The sequence below is a fragment of the Aquimarina megaterium XH134 genome (genome assembly GCF_000520975.1).
In the GTDB taxonomy this organism is placed as follows: Bacteria; Bacteroidota; Bacteroidia; order Flavobacteriales; family Flavobacteriaceae; genus Aquimarina; species Aquimarina megaterium.
Window position 1 is genome coordinate 15,176 of the sequence record NZ_JACB01000029.1, and the last position, 18,476, is coordinate 33,651.

Below are 18,476 nucleotides of genomic sequence, written 5' to 3' on the forward strand. Positions count from 1 at the left end.
CTTTAGTATACATCCTTTAATAATTTATCAAAACTTACAGTGTGATCTTCTGTATCAGTATATTCTGTTTGGTTTGAATCATAATTCTGTATGGCGTTTATTAACATTTCAAAATCCTTATGTGAATTTTTAATAGACTGCTTATGTAAAGAGTTATCGAATGACAAAGACTTCATTTTAATACATATCTCTCCTGATACATTGGTGAGGTCAATATCTATATTCACTATATCATCTTCTGGTTTACTTCCCTTTGAGTATCGTACCCAGGCATATAATTCTTTTTGGTAAGGAGAAAACAACTTCATAGATCCTATGTCAACAGGTAATATGGGTTGATTTAATTTAGGATTCAGATCGGTTAATAAACCGATTCCCAATTGTAACGAACTCTCTAGCAGACTCGGATGAAGAGTGTAGTTTTCATAATCGTCTACTATAGTTTCTGGTAAACTTAATAGAGCAAGGATCTGATCTTCTCCTTTATAAAAGTTTTTTATTCCTTTAAAAGAAGAGCCATAACTCATATCCATTTGCTTTAAAATGTGATAAAGTTTTTCTGCATCCAATAGTTCTGCTGCAAAATAAGTTTTAAGTTGTACGATATCAATCTTTGTTGAAGTTTGATTTGCTCCCATGACAACTTCTCCCTGGCAATGAATTATTTCTTTTTCTCCTTCTGTACTATAAATTTCATAGTCAACTCCTTTATAATCATTTTCAAAAAGGGATATATTGACTTCTTTGTTTTCTTTAAGAGTAAGCAGGTGTGCCCAAGAAGTATTTCGTAATTCTAGAGATATAGATTCATTAAGATCCGGCATTGCATTTTTTACTGCTACATATGCCATTTCTAAACAAGCAGTAAAAGGCATTACGTTTTGCTGTTGTATCTTACAATCTTTTACAAAAAATTCTTTACCACTAAAAATAGAAGTATAACATTGCTGGTTTAGTGTAGAGGAGTTATAATGTAACAACGGATGAAGTTTTTCAAATTCCCCTTCAGATTTCAATTTTTCACTATCTGCCAAATTAAACCAGTATCTCTCACGAGCAAAAGGGTATGTTGGTAAACTAATACGTCTTGGCTTTATTTGTTCATAAAATTGTACCCAATCTATATCAATACCCATTACCCAAGCTTCGGCTAGCTTAGAATAATTCTTATCATTAATGTACTTATTTATCTGGTTCTCTGAGAAGTCATTACTTTCTGTGGAGTCTATTACAGCTGCACTATTTTGTTTAATTCTATCATAGAAAATATCTTCAAGGTTTTCTTTTTGATTTAGGTAGTCTGAAAGTTTCTCTTTCAGTTCTTCAATAGAAAGTACTACCAGTGCCAATCGTTCATTCATCTCATCTCTTCCTACCTGAAGTGTAAAAGCAAGATCAATAATATTAATATCGTGTTTTTCTATATGGTTATATAGTAATTGAGCGTATGCTTTAAGTCGATCTTCAGTTTTTGCTGAAAGTACAATGATATGTGATTCATCTGATTGAACTTGTGAATGGTCTTCTTTCTCAATATATTCTTCTAAAACGATATGTGAATTTGCTCCTCCAAAACCAAACGAGCTTACTCCTGCTCTTCTTGGTAGAGTGTTATCCTGATCATCCTTTATAACCTCCCAATTTTGTGTTTTATCTACAATGTAGAGTGGGCTATCTTTAAGATTGATATACGGATTGAGTTCTTCAAAATGAAGCGTTGCTGGTATTTTTTTATGCTTAAGAGATAGTAGTACTTTCAGTACTCCTGCTATTCCGGCTGCTGTCTCCAGGTGACCAATATTAGTTTTTACAGAAGACAAACCACAGTGAGGAGTTTTTGCAGGAACTTTATCATGTTTTTTATATAATTCTGAAAATGTTTTATTCAACGCCTGAATTTCAATAGGATCTCCCAAACTGGTACCTGTACCGTGGCATTCGATATATCCCACCGTCGAGGGATCAATATGAGCCTTTTCATAAGCTTCAACAAGCAAATCAGTTTGAGCTACAGGATTAGGTGCTGTAAGCATGGTAACCTTTCCTCCGTGATTTTCGGTAGTTGCTTTAATAACAGCATAAATATGATCTCTATCGGCTTCTGCCTTATCCAGAGGTTTAAGAAATATAGCTCCTGAGCCTTCTCCTCTTACATATCCATTTGCACTCTTGTCAAAGGTTTTGCATTTACCATCGCCACTTAACATACCTGCCATTCCAAATGATATATAAGCTGCAGGTGTAAGCATTAGCTGTACTCCTCCAACTATAGCCATATCACAACTTCCAGTATGTATTGATTCTATTGCTCTATGAACTGCAATCAAAGAACTGGAACACGCTGTATCCAGTGGAGCACTTGGTCCGCGAAGATTTAACAGGAAAGAAACCCGGTTGACCAATACAGAATGTGAATTTCCTGAGGCGGTATATCCATCAAGCGGAATTTGATTATCTACTAGTGAATCGGCATAATCCCTTGTTGCCACTCCAACAAATAGCCCTGTTTTGGTACCCGATAGATCAGAAACTTTATGCCCCGAATCCTCAATAGCTTTCCAGACAGTTTCTAAAAATATTCGCTGTTGCGGGTCCATCATTTCGGCTTCTCTAGGAGAAATACCGAAAAATGAAGGATCGAATTTATCTACATCACTCATAAAACCTCCCCATTTAGAATTGGTTTTATTTTTCTCTGTAAAAGGATCTCCATCGTAATCCTCCCAATTCCATCGATCTTCAGGAATCACAGTAATTAAATTCTTTTCATTCTCCAGGTTTTCCCAGAATTCTTCCAGATTTTCTGACCCTGGCATAACGCCACTCATACCTACTATAGCAATAGGTTGATCTATAAAACGGCTTTCTGTGGATAGTTCTATTCCCGAAGATTGAGGAGATTGTGGATCCAATGCACTTGCATTCCACCCTTTATTGATACCATATATGCCTTTTTCCGTATCTGATTGTTGCTCTTTTCCTTTTGTTGGTTGACTAACTTCTTTCCTAGCATCAGAGGAAGAAGCACCTCCTGAAACTTTATGAGTTTTCTGTACTTCATTCTTATGTTCTCTGGAGAGGAATGTTGCTATTTCTTTAATTGATGGATATTCAAAAAAGAGTACCGGAGTTATATCCAATTCATAAAGTTCGTTGATTCTGTTTGAATACGTTGTCAAACCTATAGAATCAAACCCTAAATCCAATAATATCTTATCATACGAAATATCTTCAGGGTCCAGTTTCAACATCTCCATAACAATTTCGGATAATGCATTCCGAACCATTGTAAATAATTCTTTATCTGCTTGTTGATCCACCAGTACTTCAGAATCTGTTGAAGTTTCGGAGTCGATTACCTCAGCTTTCGAAGTTTCCTGCTCGTTAATACCCCAGGCTCTTTCTATTTTTTCCTGTACTCCTTCTAATACAACAAATTGTGCTTTTTGGGTATGAAGACCTTTTTCAAATGCTTCCAGGCCAGTTTTGATACTTAAAGGTTTTATCCCGAGATTCTTTTTAAAGAAAATTTCAGTTTGTTCATCCAACCTCATTCCACCATCTGCCCATAAAGACCAATTAAGGCTTAATGTCACTCCTGATCTTTCTCCTTTTCCCTGTAAGAATTTACGTTTCTCTGCAAAGGAATCCATAAAGTGATTTGCGAACGAATAATCACACTGTCCTGCATTTCCTCCGACAGCCGCAAGAGATGAAAACGTTACAAAAAAGTCCAGATCTTCATCTTTGGTTACGCTATCCAAATACAACGTTCCGTAAACTTTGGGAGCAAAAACCGCTTCCATTTCTTCACGTGTTTTATTCCTTATGTATGAATCTCTCAAAACACCTGCACTATGAATAATCCCGTTAATTTCCCCGAACTTCGATTTGGTCTCCTTAATCAGGTTCTCTACATCTTTAGATATCGAAACATCTGCTGGTATATATATTACTTCTGCACCAGCTTCGCTTAATTTATCTAATTTGATTTTACGTTCATCTGAGAGTTTCGATCTCCCGGTAAGTACTAACCGTGCTTTACATTGAGCAGCTAAATATTCTGCAAATATAAGTCCCAATCCTCCTGCACCACCAGTAATAATATATACTCCGTTTTCTTTTAGCCCAAAACTATCAGTCGTATCAGCATCTTTATCCTGAAGTAGAGAAAACTCTTTTACTTTTCTGATATAACGTTCTTCTTCCTGATAACGAATTGTCATTTCGTTAGAATTATCAGAATGTAATTCGGTTAAAGCTATATCCAGAATTTTATCATAGGAATTCTTTGATTGCTGGATTTCTAGAATCCTACAATACAATTTTGGATGCTCCATCTGAAGGGTTTTAGCAAAGCCATTTATCGCTTCATGATGCGGTTGAGTAGCATCTATTTGCCCTAAATACAGATATAATAATTGAATATTGTCTAGTTTTTGTTCTATCAAAGATTGACAGAGAATAAGGAATGAATAAATTCCATAGTCAAAAGATTTCTCAATAAAACCTTCGTTATATTCGTCACCGTCCTTTAACTCATCACCTATCGGCCAGGCAAAGCATATTTTTTTGATGACCTCTTTATTCAAAGCTTCAAAAAGCTTCTTAAAATCTGCTGGATTTTTCGGATTGACCTTATATCTATGGTTTCCAAATTTCTTATACTCATCTCCTGGTTCGATCAGTATAATATCTTCATTCTTTTTATAACGATCCTTATAAACTTTTTGAAGTTTTTCATCTGGGCTGAAAAGTAAAATAGCCCCTGATTCATTAGCTAATACTTTTTCTTGTTCTAAAGGAGATTTCTGCCATTCATGAGAGTAATATAATTTTGAATATTCCTCTTCTTCTTTAATTTGATCTGGTTTTTCGTGAACACTAACCAGTGGAACTCCTATAGATTCTCTGATTTTCACAAGTATCATTCCATCCTCATCCACAATAAAAACATTCACTTTGGAAACCTTTGATCCTGGATCATCTACTTTTTTGACATAACTAAAACATTTTGGTTTCAGCGGTTGTAAAACTTCGACTTCACCGATTGAATACGGTACAAACATTTCACCTGTTTGTGCTCCTAGTTGTGCCGCCATACCTGCCTGAAAAGAACCATCTACAAGCGAAGGATGGAGCAAGTAATCATTAAAATCATTGTTTCGGATTTCAGGAATAAGAAGCTCTCCTAATATTTCATCATCGTTTTTGAAAATATCCTGAAGCACTTGAAAACTAGGTCCTAAATCTAGTCCTAATGACTTAAAAAGTGGATACGCTTCCTTACCATGGGTAACTTTTGCACATCTTGTACGAATCTCTTCTAAATCAATATATTCGGGTTCTGCAGTTAACTCCTCATGAGTTGCATATATAAGTTTTCCTTGCGAATATATTTGCTTTGTATTATTCTCTTCTTCACTAAATACTTCAAAATGTACTAATCCTCCGTTAGGTTTCAATTCTATACATACTTCTCTGGGTACCGAATCAACTACAGTGAGCGGGCTTAACCAGAGAATATTTTTAATTATTTGAACCTTTCTTCCGGTTGCCAGTTCTCCTGCTTTACGTGCAAAATCCAGATAAGCAACACCTGGTAAAGTAGGAATTTCAGATACCAAGTGATCATATATAAAGAAATCCTTATCGTGAAAGGTTTTTTTGAAAACCTGTCTTTCGAATGTTGACTCATTAGAATCGATTAACGGATGAAGAGCAGTGGTTGAATGCAAGCTAAGGTTGGATGATTTTGAAGTATCAGAAATCCAATGTCTTTTATCTGCAAAAGGATAAGTTGGTAAAGAAATCTTTGCTCCTGCTTCTAGGTCTTGTATTCCTTGCCAATCTGCAAGAAATCCAACACTCCAGAGTTGTGCTAGCTTACTTAGGTCTCCACTCTGGGACAGGAACTTAATAAATTCTTTTTTTTCTTTACGATTTAATAACCGTGTAATATTTTGGCTGCTTTTTACCTCTCCGACAAGCATCGTATTATCTTGCTTACCATCAATAAATAAAGTAAGTTTTTGAACCAGTTCTTTTTTTGTTTTTGCAATTATAACTAGGCGATGATCAAAAGATTTTCTTCCTATTTGTAAAGTATGCGCAATATCTTTACAAGTAAGTAGTTTTTCTCCAGACAAATCATCCTGAAGGAATGCGCACAAACGAGCTGCTGTTTTCTGAAGTTGATCTTCATTTCTAGCAGAAAGCGGAAAGATATACTCCTTAAACTTTGAAGATGATGTTTTTTCTTCTTCAATGGGAGTTACATATTCTTCAATGATAACATGTGCATTCGCTCCACCAGCTCCAAAAGAACTAATACCAGCTCGAAGCGGGTACTGAACACCTTCTACTGTCTTAGGTTTCCATTCTTTAACCTTTTGCTCGACATAAAATGGAGAATTTTCAAAATCGATAAAAGGGTTTAACTCAGAAGAATGCAGAGAAGGAACTAGTTTTCTATATTTCATTTGCAAGAGTACCTTGTGCAATCCTACAATACCAGCTGCGGCTTCAAGGTGTCCGATATTGGTTTTTACCGAACCTATAGAACATTCTTGTTTATCAACATTATATTCCTGAAAGGCTGTAGTTAAACCAGAAATCTCGATAGGATCACCCAGTTCGGTTCCTGTTCCGTGCGCTTCGATATAACCAATGCTTCGTGCGTCGATTTTAGCATTTTCTAATGCAGTAGTAACTACTTGGGCCTGTGATTTAGGGCTAGGTACCATAAATCCACTTGTTTTTCCTCCGTGATTGACGGCAATACCTTTAATCACTCCATACACATGATCTCCGTCCTTTATTGCTTTATCAAGAGGTTTAATATAAACTGCACCTACACCTTCGCCGGCTACATAGCCGTTAGCGCCTTTACCAAAGGTACGACATACGCCATCTGCAGAAAGTGCTCCGCCACTTTTATTAATGTCTATTTTGCTTTGATGCACGTCAAGATTAACTCCTCCTACAATGGCACCAGAACATTCTCCTTTATAGATTGCTTCACAAGCTAGATATAATGCACTTAAACTTGAGGAACAAGCCGTGTCTATAGGTAAACTTGGGCCAGAAAGGTTAAAAGCGTATGATACCCGATTAGCAATACCCCATAAATGTGAACTAGGGCTAACAAAATTTCCTTGCAGCTTTTCTTCTGTACCGATTACCTGATAAAGTGTCCATACAGCTCCTACATAAACCCCTATATTTCGGGAAGCATCGTCATCTACTAATGTTTCTGGATAATAACCAGCGTCTTCGATAGCTTCCCAAGCCACTTCAAGAAAAAGTCTTTCCTGTGGATCCAGATATTCAGCTTCTCTAGGAGATATGTTAAAAAACAGTGAATCAAATTTATCAATATCATCGATGAAACCTCCTCGATATTTTTCTGAAAACTTATTATGAAGGCGTTGCCCAAGACGAACATCTGGTATATCCTCGACACAATCTTTTGCTTGAGTTAGGTTATTCCAGAATTCATTCATGTTTTTGGCCTTAGGATAACGGCCGGCTATCCCAACGATAGCAATATCAGCGGTTTGATATGGCTTATCACTAAGTATATTCTGATTTTCTGCTGTTTCTTTTGTCTTAATATCTGAATGAATCTGGGTAGATTTTCCTTTACTTTCTGCAACAGAGGTATTAGTGTCGTTATGTATTGAAGAGGTTTCAGAATTGAGTGTTTTTGAAACTACTTCTCCAGAAGTGTTATGATACTTTTTGAGTTTGAAATTGGTATGTATATTACCAAATGTTTCTGACTGATTGCCCTTTGGTAAGATCTCAGGAATATTAATTTTCTTCTTAAAGGCTTTAATCAACCTATTAGCAATTTCTTCTATTTTTTCCTGTTTTAAACCTACAGGTATAGCCAAGCGTACCAGATTATTAATTTCTGTATCTTTTTGCATTCCTACATTATGAGCTCCTGCCCGAATCCCTGTATTTAAATATAACCAGGATACAAATGACGCCACTTGGTGCTCAAATAATTTAAATTCAGGAATTTGTTTAACATCAATCAATATACAGTGCCCCAATGCGGGTTGTACAACAGGAATTCCTTGTTGTTTTAAAACCTTCCAGATTGTCTGTACAGATTGCAATCTATTACGAACCCGAGTCTCAATCTTATTTCTGTTATGAAATGATAACGCAATAACTTTTTTATCAATTACATCAAGCCCAATGCTCTCTTCCTGAATAAAGCTTTGAATTTTATTGTAAAGTTCAACATCATTGGTACCTATCAATCCTCCTTTATCTACGCAAAAATTCTTAGCCAAACTTGCAATTATTGCATCTGCATAAGAGATCATTTCCCGTACTACATCCCAGACATTCTTCCCAGTAAATTCGTTTTCATGTTCTAAGATAAATAACGCATTTTCTACAATTCTTGTAGTATCAAAAACAAGAGGAATAGCATATTCTGAAAGGAAGGCTTTGACTTGTTTGAGATGTTGTAAGGATACTGGCGCTCCACCAGCAGCATTATCATTCATTTCGATAAAAACAAAAGCTATCGACTCTGTGTCTTCTTTTACTTGTTTTTTAAGAGCTTCCCAATTTAAGTTTCCTTTATATTGGTCTTCAGAATCTAACTTGTATACCTCTGGATGTGGTAACTCTATTGGTGTAAATCCATTTTCAATCTGATTAAAAATCATGGTAGGAAAAAGCAGGTTCTGAAGCACTTTCCCTTTTTTAGGCCATGATTTACAAAAAGCATGTTCTGCAGTACGGCCTGCAGTGGTTAACGTAAAATAAGAAAAAGGAAATATGCTTCTTAAACTCTCGGCCAGATCAACTGGTTGTTGCATCTGTGTGTATAAAAAGCCTAACTGATTTTGAATAGCTGGTAACTCTAGTTGAGCCCACGAATCGGTTTTTAGATCAAATGTAACCTGATCATCTGGAATATTTAAAGGGTTATAACCATAATTTGATAGCATAACAGACCTTTCTTCTCCTTCAATCACCACTGCATGTTTCTCTTCTTGTGGATTTTCTTTTACTTGATTATACTCTCCATTTGCATTTAATGTATCCTGTTTTCCTGTTTTTGATTCTAATGTAGCAGTTTGCTTATATAATTTGGTGAATGTATGATTTTCTTGGTCTGAAGTTTGCATTTTCATCGGATCTGCAATCATCATAATAATATCGGTTACATTATCAGGATTGCTTCCTACGGGTCTGGAGAGAAATACAGTATTATGTTCTGGTCTGAATTTATTTTTGAATTGCAAATTTCCTTCATCGTTAAAAATATTTTGCCCACGTAGGTAATCCAGTGTTTTATCTAATTCTGGATCTGCATTTGATGAAGAGTTTAGTTTACAACCATATGTACCTCCTAAACTTAAAGTAGAATGTTCTTCGGTTTTTAAAATTTTGATAATCTCTACAATTGCAAATTCTAATCCTCCCAGAGGCATCCCCTTTGGGTAGAATTCTAAATCCATTAAATATCCATTCTCTTCTGATGATAATTTTGAGATAAGGATTACATTCTGCAGGACATCGTCGAGATATGTTAGAAAAAGCCTGTGTTCTGCACTTAAGTTACCAGATAGAATTTCTTCTTTGACTATATGAATGAGTGGGTTAACCATTGTTCTTGGTGCACACCATTCGTCTATAATTCTGGTAATATTTTTGTCTACCTTTTTATCAGAACCATTTTGATATTCCTCGGTTCTACATTTTCCTGCTTTTTCAAACTTTGATACCTGATATCGTAAACGACGCATCTTGCTTCCTTGAAGCGTGAAATCTTTTATATTTACCCTTGACAAAACGCCAAAAGGAGTGGCTGTAAATAAAACTCCTCCTATCGATTCTACTTGATCAACCGTGAAAAGATTGAGTTCAAAATTATTGTTGATACAGTATTGATATATTTCTTCTGTAATAACAGATAGATAATCTTTGGCTCCTGTATAACTATACACTAGTATGATATCCTTATAACGACTATAATTAAAATATCCCTTTTTTTCTGCCCCAATAAAAAGATTAGGAGCTATATTTCTTGTGCCTCTTGATGCAGAGCCTTCATTCTTATATTGGTTAAATAGTTTTTCTACCAGCTTTAGTAATTCTGGATGTTTATTAGCTTCTTTTTCTAATATAAGAATAGGAGTTTCTCTCGCAGATAGATCAAATTGATTATCAATTATTTTTGTGGTTTCTTCGATAGAATTTAATGATTCTTCATTAGTGTATACGACTCGATCACTATCTTCCTTTTCTTTCTTAAATTTCTCTCTTAGTACTCCTTCATATTTATCAACAAAATAATAGCTTAAATCACCAATATTGAAATTTTCAAAAAGTAAGGTCTTTGGCAAAGTCCCAAACTCTTCTTCTAATTTCTTGATAATCTGAAGGATACGAAATGAATCGATTCCTAACTCCTGAAATGGAGTAGATACACAATTATCTCCTATTGATATTTGAGTAAATTCAGATATAAGAGATTTTAGATAACACTCTGTTGATTCTAATAGTATTTCTTTATCTATCATTTTCTTGTATGGTAACTATGAAAAGGTATCTGAATGATTAATATTTTTCTGAGTTTTTGTAGTGTAGTAACTACACAAAATCGACAAATATCTCTGATACTTTTTATAAAAATTTATTAAGATCTGTTCGTTCCCTTTCCTAAGCACAAAATTGCTTTTTTCGTGTTTTATAACCTCAATTTTAAAGACATGAGGTGTGGATAGTGATAATAATCCAGATTAACACCAAAGGGATATTTTGAAAATACGGGAAGAGGGTTTGGTTACCTTTCTTTAACCACCGGACAGGGACTATTTATTTTTTTGCAAAATATTGGTACAAACATTAATAAATACAGTATGGTTTATTTCTTTGAGACGAATCCCAAATCTTGTTTTACCTTTTTGCTCTACCAAAATGCCTTCGTGGCCCGTTAATGGCCCGTGAATAATTTTTACTTGTTCTCCTTCATAAAAAGTAGTTTCGACAGAAACATCTTCTTCAAGTAATAGCATTTTTTTGATAGTATTTATATCATTTGGTGAAATGACTGAAGGATTTTGTCCACATTTAATATATGTAGCTATTTTGGGAAGTCTCGAAATATCATAAATCTCACTCATTTTAGTGTTTACGAAAATATAACCTGGAAAAAGTGGAGATTCTATAAGTTTCTTCTGTCTGTTTTTCCATACTTTCAATGTTCTGGTTAATGGAAGAAATGCATCATATTCTCTTGCCAAAAGATCGTTGTACACTATTTTTTCGGCACGTGGTGAGGTATAAAAAATATACCAGTTTTTTTCATTTCTTTTTCTTCTTCTTTCCAATACCAATCTAGGATATATGGTCTCATTAGGTTTAGCTGTATTCATTATTTAAGTCGGTTTATTAAGAGTTGATAATGATCTTTAATCTTATTAAGATCCACTAAAAAAGCTATAGCCTTATTAGGTGTGTGGTTGTGAGTATATTTTACAATTGGGCATACTTTAAGCTGGTCAATTAGCATTTTCCAATCAACTGATTCTTATTAGCTTAAAAAATCTAGTGTGGTTTAGGTGTAGTCATTATTTAAGTTGGTTTGTTTTAAGAGTTGATAATAATCTTTAATCTTATTAAGAAGTAACCTTAATGAGACGTGTGGTTGTAGATGTAAGTTTTACAATTGGACATACTTTAAGCTGGTCAATTAGCATTTTCCAATCAACTGATTCTTATTTGTTTAAAAAATCTAGTGTGGTTTAGGTGTAGTCATTATTTAAGTTGGTTTGTTTTAAGAGTTGATAATAATCTTTAATCTTATTAAGAAATAACCTTAATGAGACGTGTGGTTGTAGATGTAAGTTTTACAATTGGACATACTTTAAGCTGGTCAATTAGCATTTTCCAATCAACTGATTCTTATTTGTTTAAAAAATCTAGTGTGGTTTAGGTGTAGTCATTATTTAAGTTGGTTTGTTTTAAGAGTTGATAATAATCTTTAATCTTATTAAGAAATAACCTTAATGAGACGTGTGGTTGTAGATGTAAGTTTTACAATTGGACATACTTTAAGCTGGTCAATTAGCATTTTCCAATCAACTGATTCTTATTTGTTTAAAAAATCTAGTGTGGTTTAGGTGTAGTCATTATTTAAGTTGGTTTGTTTTAAGAGTTGATAATAATCTTTAATCTTATTAAGAAATAACCTTAATGAGACGTGTGGTTGTAGATGTAAGTTTTACAATTGGACATACTTTAAGCTGGTCAATTAGCATTTTCCAATCAACTGATTCTTATTTGTTTAAAAAATCTAGTGTGGTTTAGGTGTAGTCATTATTTAAGTTGGTTTGTTAAGAGTTGATAATAATCTTTAATCTTATTAAGATCGACTAAAAAAGCTGAGACCTTAATTAGACCTGTCGTGGTTGTGAATATGTGTTTTTATGATTGGGCATACTTCAAGCTGGTCAATTAGCATTTTCCAATCAACTGTATTTTATTTGTTTTAAAAAGTAATTAGTGGGGTATTGGTATTATTAAAATTCGATAAGATTCGAAAATCACACCGGGGGTTGGTCAATTAGCAAAATTTGCTTGACCTGTGCTCTCCTTTTAAACATCTCTTATTTCTAATAACAGAACAAGAAATGGTAATGAAATTTCACTTTGTTTCTTTAACAAAGATTATTTCACCAGTAAAATTATAATGACTTTCTCACATATCTTCTTAATTTTATGTTAATTTTATTGTGAATGCTAGTATAAATAACAATTTGAACACATTGCATTTTTCAAGCAGATTTAAATAATTACAACACATTATGGATCAAATAATTACATCTTGTTCGTTTTTAATGAATACTTAACAAAAAGTAGAAAAAAAACTTATTTTAACAAGAATTTATATTCCTAATACTATTTTGTGAGGAAGCGCAATATCTTATCTGGATAACCAAAATGACATTTTTTTGCAAATACAAGATCGTCCTATAATTATAATAATTACAGATTTCTAAAGGCATTTTATCGACAATAAAATATAGTCTTCAAATTCTTAGAAAGCTGTAAATAGTTTTTGTTTGATTTGCGTGAGAGTTGTCCATAAGAATAAGTAGTCAAAGTGTAAAAGAATCAATAACATAAACTGTGTTAAATCAGAATAAAGGTGTCAACTCCAAGTCATCCTTTAATTCGCTTTTCAATCGCCTCAATCATTGCTTTAGCATTATTGTTTTCAGGATTTAATTTTAATGATTTTTTATATATATTTTTTGAAAGTTCAAATTGATTATTTACTAAATATGCTTCTGCTAAACTATCATAACAATTGGCCGATTCGGGATTGTCATTTACATTGATCTCGAAAATCTTAATAGCTTTTTTCACCATATTGTTGTTTAGAAAAATATAACCTAAAGTATTAAGGTTTTCTTCAAATGATATATTTGGGTTTTCTTCTTTTAGTTTATAATATTTTTTTACTGCTTTATCCAAATCCTTATCTAGAAAGGATGATATTAAGATTTGTTCAACTACTAGTTTTTTATCAAATAATGTAGCGTCAACTATACCTGCAATCCTATTAATAATACTATTATGAACAGGGAAATACTTGCTTCCGTTTGTTAATATGATAACTGTTAAATCATTTGCTACAAATTTTCTATAACCAGTCTGTAACCCCCCTGTAAGTCCATAAGAAATAGTACTGTTTGAAGTATATATTTTCCATCCATAAAGAAATTTATCTGTTCCGTTTGCATAATCAAAAGGTTTCCACATGTTAAATTTTGTTTCGTTTTTTAATAGCAAATTTTCATCAAGACGTTTATTCCACTGGATAAACTCTCTCAATGTTGAATTCAAACCATTTGCAGCATGAGATCTTTTTTGAAAGTTGGCATTTGAATTACGATATTGTTTCAACTCTTTGACAAAGTAATATCTGTTTGCTCTATTAGGAATAGAGTCTTTAAAATTGGATGAGATCAGTACTTCACCTTTGTTTTCGGAAAATTGATTTTTTAAAACAAACTCGGCCACTGTTTGTTTTGTAATTTTTTCAATAATCTGTGCGATAAACCAGTAATTGGTTTGATTATATTCATATTGGTTTCCTTTTTCAAAGTGAATTTTCTCTTTAAATAGTTTTGATTTTAATTCTTTGTCGGTAAGTTCTCTATCTTCAAAAGTAAAATCAGGTAATCCCGAAGAATGTGTTAATAGGTGTATTATTTTAATATCCTTCCATTCATTAGGTAAATTATCAATATATTGAGATATAGTATCTTCTAGAGAGAGCTTTCCTTGCTCTATAAGTTGATACACAGCTGTTGACACTATAAGTTTAGTTATAGAATACAGAGGAAATATCGTCTGCTTATCTACATAAAGATTATTTTCTAAGTCTGCTTTTCCAAAATAACCTTCAAATATGACTTTTCCATTTTTTATTACGGCCAATGCCAAACCAGGGATTTCATGAGTTTTTATTTGTTCTTTAAGATAGGTTTCAATTTCTTGTTTTTCATTTTTCAAAACCTTTTCAGAAGTGTTTTTTTGACAGGAAAATAAAGTCAAAATAGAAAGTAACAATAATGCTATTTTATTCATGTTATTTATAATTAATAGTCCATTCATCTTTATATTACTGCAAAGAAAAGTGAGATCAACGGGTAAAAATTGTAAAAATGTAAACTAACTGTAGACCCAATTAATTAGCCCTTTTTCAAATTCATTATTTTTCTTAAAAAAAGTAGATGGAGACATTTTTGAAAAGTAATCAAAATCTTTAATCAGATGAGACTGGTCGTAGTATAGGCTTTCGTATGTTAAATTGGTTAATGATTTTTTAGGAAATTTAGATTCTGCATGTTTTTTTAATGCATTGCGAAACCGCTGAGTTTTTTTAAATTTACTTGGAGATTTACAAAAATGTAGTTTAAATAATCGATTAAGATATTGCCTGGAAATATTATACTTATTCGATAAGGTATTTATCTCAATATTTGGATTTTGTATAATTTCATTAACTATACTCTTTAGCGTTTCATTCTTAAAACCTATATGTTTTGAAAGCCAATATTTTTCAATTTCTTCTTTTATTGTTTTTAAGTTATCCATATTGGATATTTCAAGAATCAGTTTGGTATAGTCATCAAATAAAATAAATGGAGAGAATTCATTATTGCCAATTTTTAGATCAAAAAGAGGTTTTTTAATAAGACTATTAAACCCGAGAGGATTAAAGACAAACGTAATTTCTTTATACCTCCCTTTTGAAATTATTTTGAATGGTTTATCATAAGTACAAATAATATCAGAAACGATATCATTTTTTTTTGATGGATTAATACTAATAGAACTACCCGAATAATTAATATTTACATTAAAAGAGCTTGAAATGATAATATTATTATTAGGAAATATTAAGTAATTAAGTGGTTCTTCAAACTCAGTAATATAATAGCCTAATAAGATTTCTTTTAAAACTTGATTTTCAGGTTCTATAAATTTGAGGTTCACCTATATTTTAGTTTATTAATACCGTTGAGGGATTGTCGAAAATAATAAATTGAATTGAATAATGATATTAATTTTCAATTCATTTAAGGTATTCGTCTGTCTAAGTGGATATTGATTAGACTATATTACCGTTTGTATATTCCTATTGAAGTTGACCCCATCTATTTTAAATCTAAAAGAAAAAGAAACAATAAGCACTCAAAAACAAAAAACCCTTTGAAAACCAAAGGGTTGATCTAAGTACTCGAGGTGGGAATCGAACCCACACTCCCGAAAGAACTGGATTTTGAATCCAGCGCGTCTACCAGTTCCGCCACTCGAGCATATTCGGATGGCAAAATTAGCAAAATATTTTTTTCTAGCCATTAAATAAGTAACAAAATAAAGGTCAGAGTGAAAATAAATTTTTAAATTTGCACCTTGTTTTTAGAAAAAAGTTTTAACTCATTACAATACAACATTTTACCCTATGCCAGCCTCAGTTACAGAAGCAAAGTTTTTTACATGTAGTCAAAGTACCGAACTTGCAGAAAAAATAGCAACTGCCTATGGTGCTAAACTAGGTAATGTTATTACATCGACCTATAGTGATGGTGAGTTTCAACCTTCTTTTGAAGAATCTGTAAGAGGATCCAGAGTTTTTATTATTGGATCAACACATCCAAATTCTGATCATCTTATGGAAATGTTATTAATGCTTGATGCTGCCAAAAGAGCCTCTGCAAGACATATTACAGCAGTAATGCCATATTATGGATGGGCTCGCCAGGATAGAAAAGACAAACCAAGAGTTCCGATCGCCGCAAAGTTAATTGCAAAAATGTTGGAAACAGCAGGAGCTACAAGAATCATCACAATGGATCTACATGCAGATCAAATTCAGGGATTCTTTGAAAAGCCAGTAGATCACCTTTTTGCATCTACTATCTTCTTACCTTACTTGCAGTCATTAAATCTGGATAATCTTACGATTGCTTCTCCAGATATGGGAGGATCAAAAAGAGCTTATGCGTATTCTAAAGCATTAATGAGTGATGTAGTAATATGTTATAAGCAAAGAGCAAAAGCCAATGTAATTTCACATATGGAACTCATTGGAAATGTTACCGGAAAAAATGTAGTATTAGTAGATGACATGGTAGACACTGCCGGAACATTAACCAAAGCGGCAGATCTAATGATAGAGAGAGGTGCAAAAAGTGTTAGAGCGATCTGTACTCACCCTATCCTTTCGGGTAATGCTTATGAGCGATTAGAAAACTCGAAACTAGAAGAATTAATTGTAACCGATTCTATTCCTCTAAAACAAAAAAGCAGTAAAATCAGAGTTGTAAGCTGTGCAAATCTATTTGCAGATGTAATGAACCGAGTTCATAACAATCAGTCGATCAGTTCTAACTTTATAATGTAAATAATAATTAATAAATTTTTTAAAATGAAATCATTAACAATCAATGCATCTCAAAGAGAAAGCGTAGGCAAGAAAGCAACAAAAGCCTTACGTAATGCTGGACAGGTACCTTGTGTTATTTATGGTGGAGACACTATTGTACACTTTGCAGCGCCAGAAATTGCTTTCAAAAACTTAGTGTATACTCCAGACGTTCATACCGTGGTAATAGCGTTGGATAATGGTACAAAAATAAATGCTATCCTACAGGATATCCAATTTCATCCTGTAACCGATAAAATCTTACACATCGACTTTATAGAAATTTTTGACGACAAACCAATTACTATGGAGATTCCTTTCAGAACAACAGGGAATTCTCGTGGTGTTCGTAATGGAGGTGTGCTACGTTTTAACTTAAGACGTATTAAAGTAAAAGGTCTTGCATCTAATCTTCCAGATATTATAGAAGGAGACATCACTAATCTAAAAATCGGAAATAAATTAACTGTTACCGATATAGCAAGTGATGACTTTACTATCCTACATCCTGACAATACTGTTGTTTGTATGGTTAGAACATCTCGTACAGCGGTTGAAGACGATGATGAAGAAGAAGAAACCGAAGGTGCAGCTGAAGGTGCAACCGAAGGCGCAGAAGCTCCTGCAGCAGAAGCATAATCTTTATAGTTTTAATATAATATAAAAGCATTCTGAATTGAATTCAGAATGCTTTTTTTATTTTTATAGAAATTTTTGGGGCGTACCCCACTTCGGCGTGGAGGCCGGGCTATATGCTGTATCTTTTTTTGCAATCCTTCGACTAGCCTCTGGATAACAAAAAAAGGATGCCGCTCCTATCCCTTACGCAAACAAAAACAACATGTTTTCGATAATTAAAAAATTATTTTCTAAACAACCCCATGAAACTCAAGAAGATCTCATGAAAAAATTTCTTGTTGCCGGTCTCGGTAATATTGGTCCAAAATACCACAATACTCGTCATAATATCGGTTTTAAAATTCTGGATGCTTTGGCCAAAGAAGAAAATCTTGTTTTTGAAACCAAAAAACTAGGTGATCTTACCACATACAAACACAAAGGGAGAACCATTATACTTCTTAAACCTAATACCTATATGAACCTTAGCGGAAAAGCAGTTCGATATTGGCTAGAGAAAGAAAAAATACCTTTAGAAAACCTTTTGGTTGTAACCGATGACATCAATCTCTCTTTTGGTACTATCCGACTCAAATCCAAAGGTAGTGCCGGTGGTCATAATGGACTTAAAGATATCGAAGCACAATTACAAACTTCTAAATATTGTAGATTTAGATTTGGAGTTGGCAATGAATTTGGCAAAGGCAGGCAAGTAGATTATGTCTTGGGAGAGTGGAGTCCTGAAGAAGAATCTGCTATACCAGAACGATTAGAAAAAGGAATCGCTTTGATCAAATCTTTTACCACAGCAGGAACATCAAATACAATGAATACCTTTAACGGAAAATAAAGAAATGTCTCAGAACTATTTTTTATTTTT

At 33.3% G+C, this 18,476-nt stretch carries 7 protein-coding genes and 1 tRNA gene; 3 read left to right on the plus strand and 5 right to left on the minus strand.

The window, feature by feature from the left end:
* Positions 1-2 precede the first annotated feature (2 nt).
* The 5 genes from Z053_RS0114530 to Z053_RS0114555 form a co-directional block, all read right to left on the minus strand.
* Positions 3-10,556, minus strand: coding sequence for an SDR family NAD(P)-dependent oxidoreductase (locus tag Z053_RS0114530; RefSeq protein ID WP_025665737.1), 10,554 nt, complete (start codon positions 10,554-10,556; stop codon positions 3-5).
* A 291-nt stretch (positions 10,557-10,847) separates the two neighbouring features.
* Positions 10,848-11,411, minus strand: a complete 564-nt coding sequence (locus Z053_RS0114535) for a UpxY family transcription antiterminator (protein ID WP_025665738.1) — start codon at positions 11,409-11,411, stop codon at positions 10,848-10,850.
* A gap of 1,789 nt (positions 11,412-13,200) precedes the next feature.
* Positions 13,201-14,634, minus strand: a complete 1,434-nt coding sequence (locus Z053_RS0114545) for a serine hydrolase domain-containing protein (protein ID WP_035096243.1) — start codon at positions 14,632-14,634, stop codon at positions 13,201-13,203.
* 84 nt (positions 14,635-14,718) lie between these two features.
* Entirely contained in the window at positions 14,719-15,546 is an 828-nt protein-coding gene (locus tag Z053_RS0114550) for a helix-turn-helix domain-containing protein (RefSeq protein ID WP_025665740.1), read from the minus strand.
* A gap of 241 nt (positions 15,547-15,787) precedes the next feature.
* Positions 15,788-15,869: transfer RNA gene (locus Z053_RS0114555), tRNA-Leu, on the minus strand.
* Positions 15,870-16,015: 146 nt separating this feature from the next.
* On the opposite strand from Z053_RS0114555, the gene Z053_RS0114560 reads away from it, so the two are divergent.
* The 3 genes from Z053_RS0114560 to pth all read left to right on the plus strand — a co-directional run bounded on the left by Z053_RS0114560 (position 16,016) and on the right by pth (position 18,446).
* The gene (locus Z053_RS0114560) at positions 16,016-16,957 is read left to right on the plus strand and encodes a ribose-phosphate pyrophosphokinase (protein WP_025665741.1); all 942 of its coding nucleotides are present in this window, start codon (positions 16,016-16,018) and stop codon (positions 16,955-16,957) included.
* Positions 16,958-16,981: 24 nt separating this feature from the next.
* Complete coding sequence (locus Z053_RS0114565; protein WP_025665742.1) at positions 16,982-17,617, plus strand: 50S ribosomal protein L25/general stress protein Ctc; 636 nt, start codon at positions 16,982-16,984, stop codon at positions 17,615-17,617.
* Between the two features lie 202 nt (positions 17,618-17,819).
* Positions 17,820-18,446, plus strand: coding sequence for an aminoacyl-tRNA hydrolase (gene pth, locus Z053_RS0114570; protein WP_025665743.1), 627 nt, complete (start codon positions 17,820-17,822; stop codon positions 18,444-18,446).
* Positions 18,447-18,476: the final 30 nt, after the last annotated feature.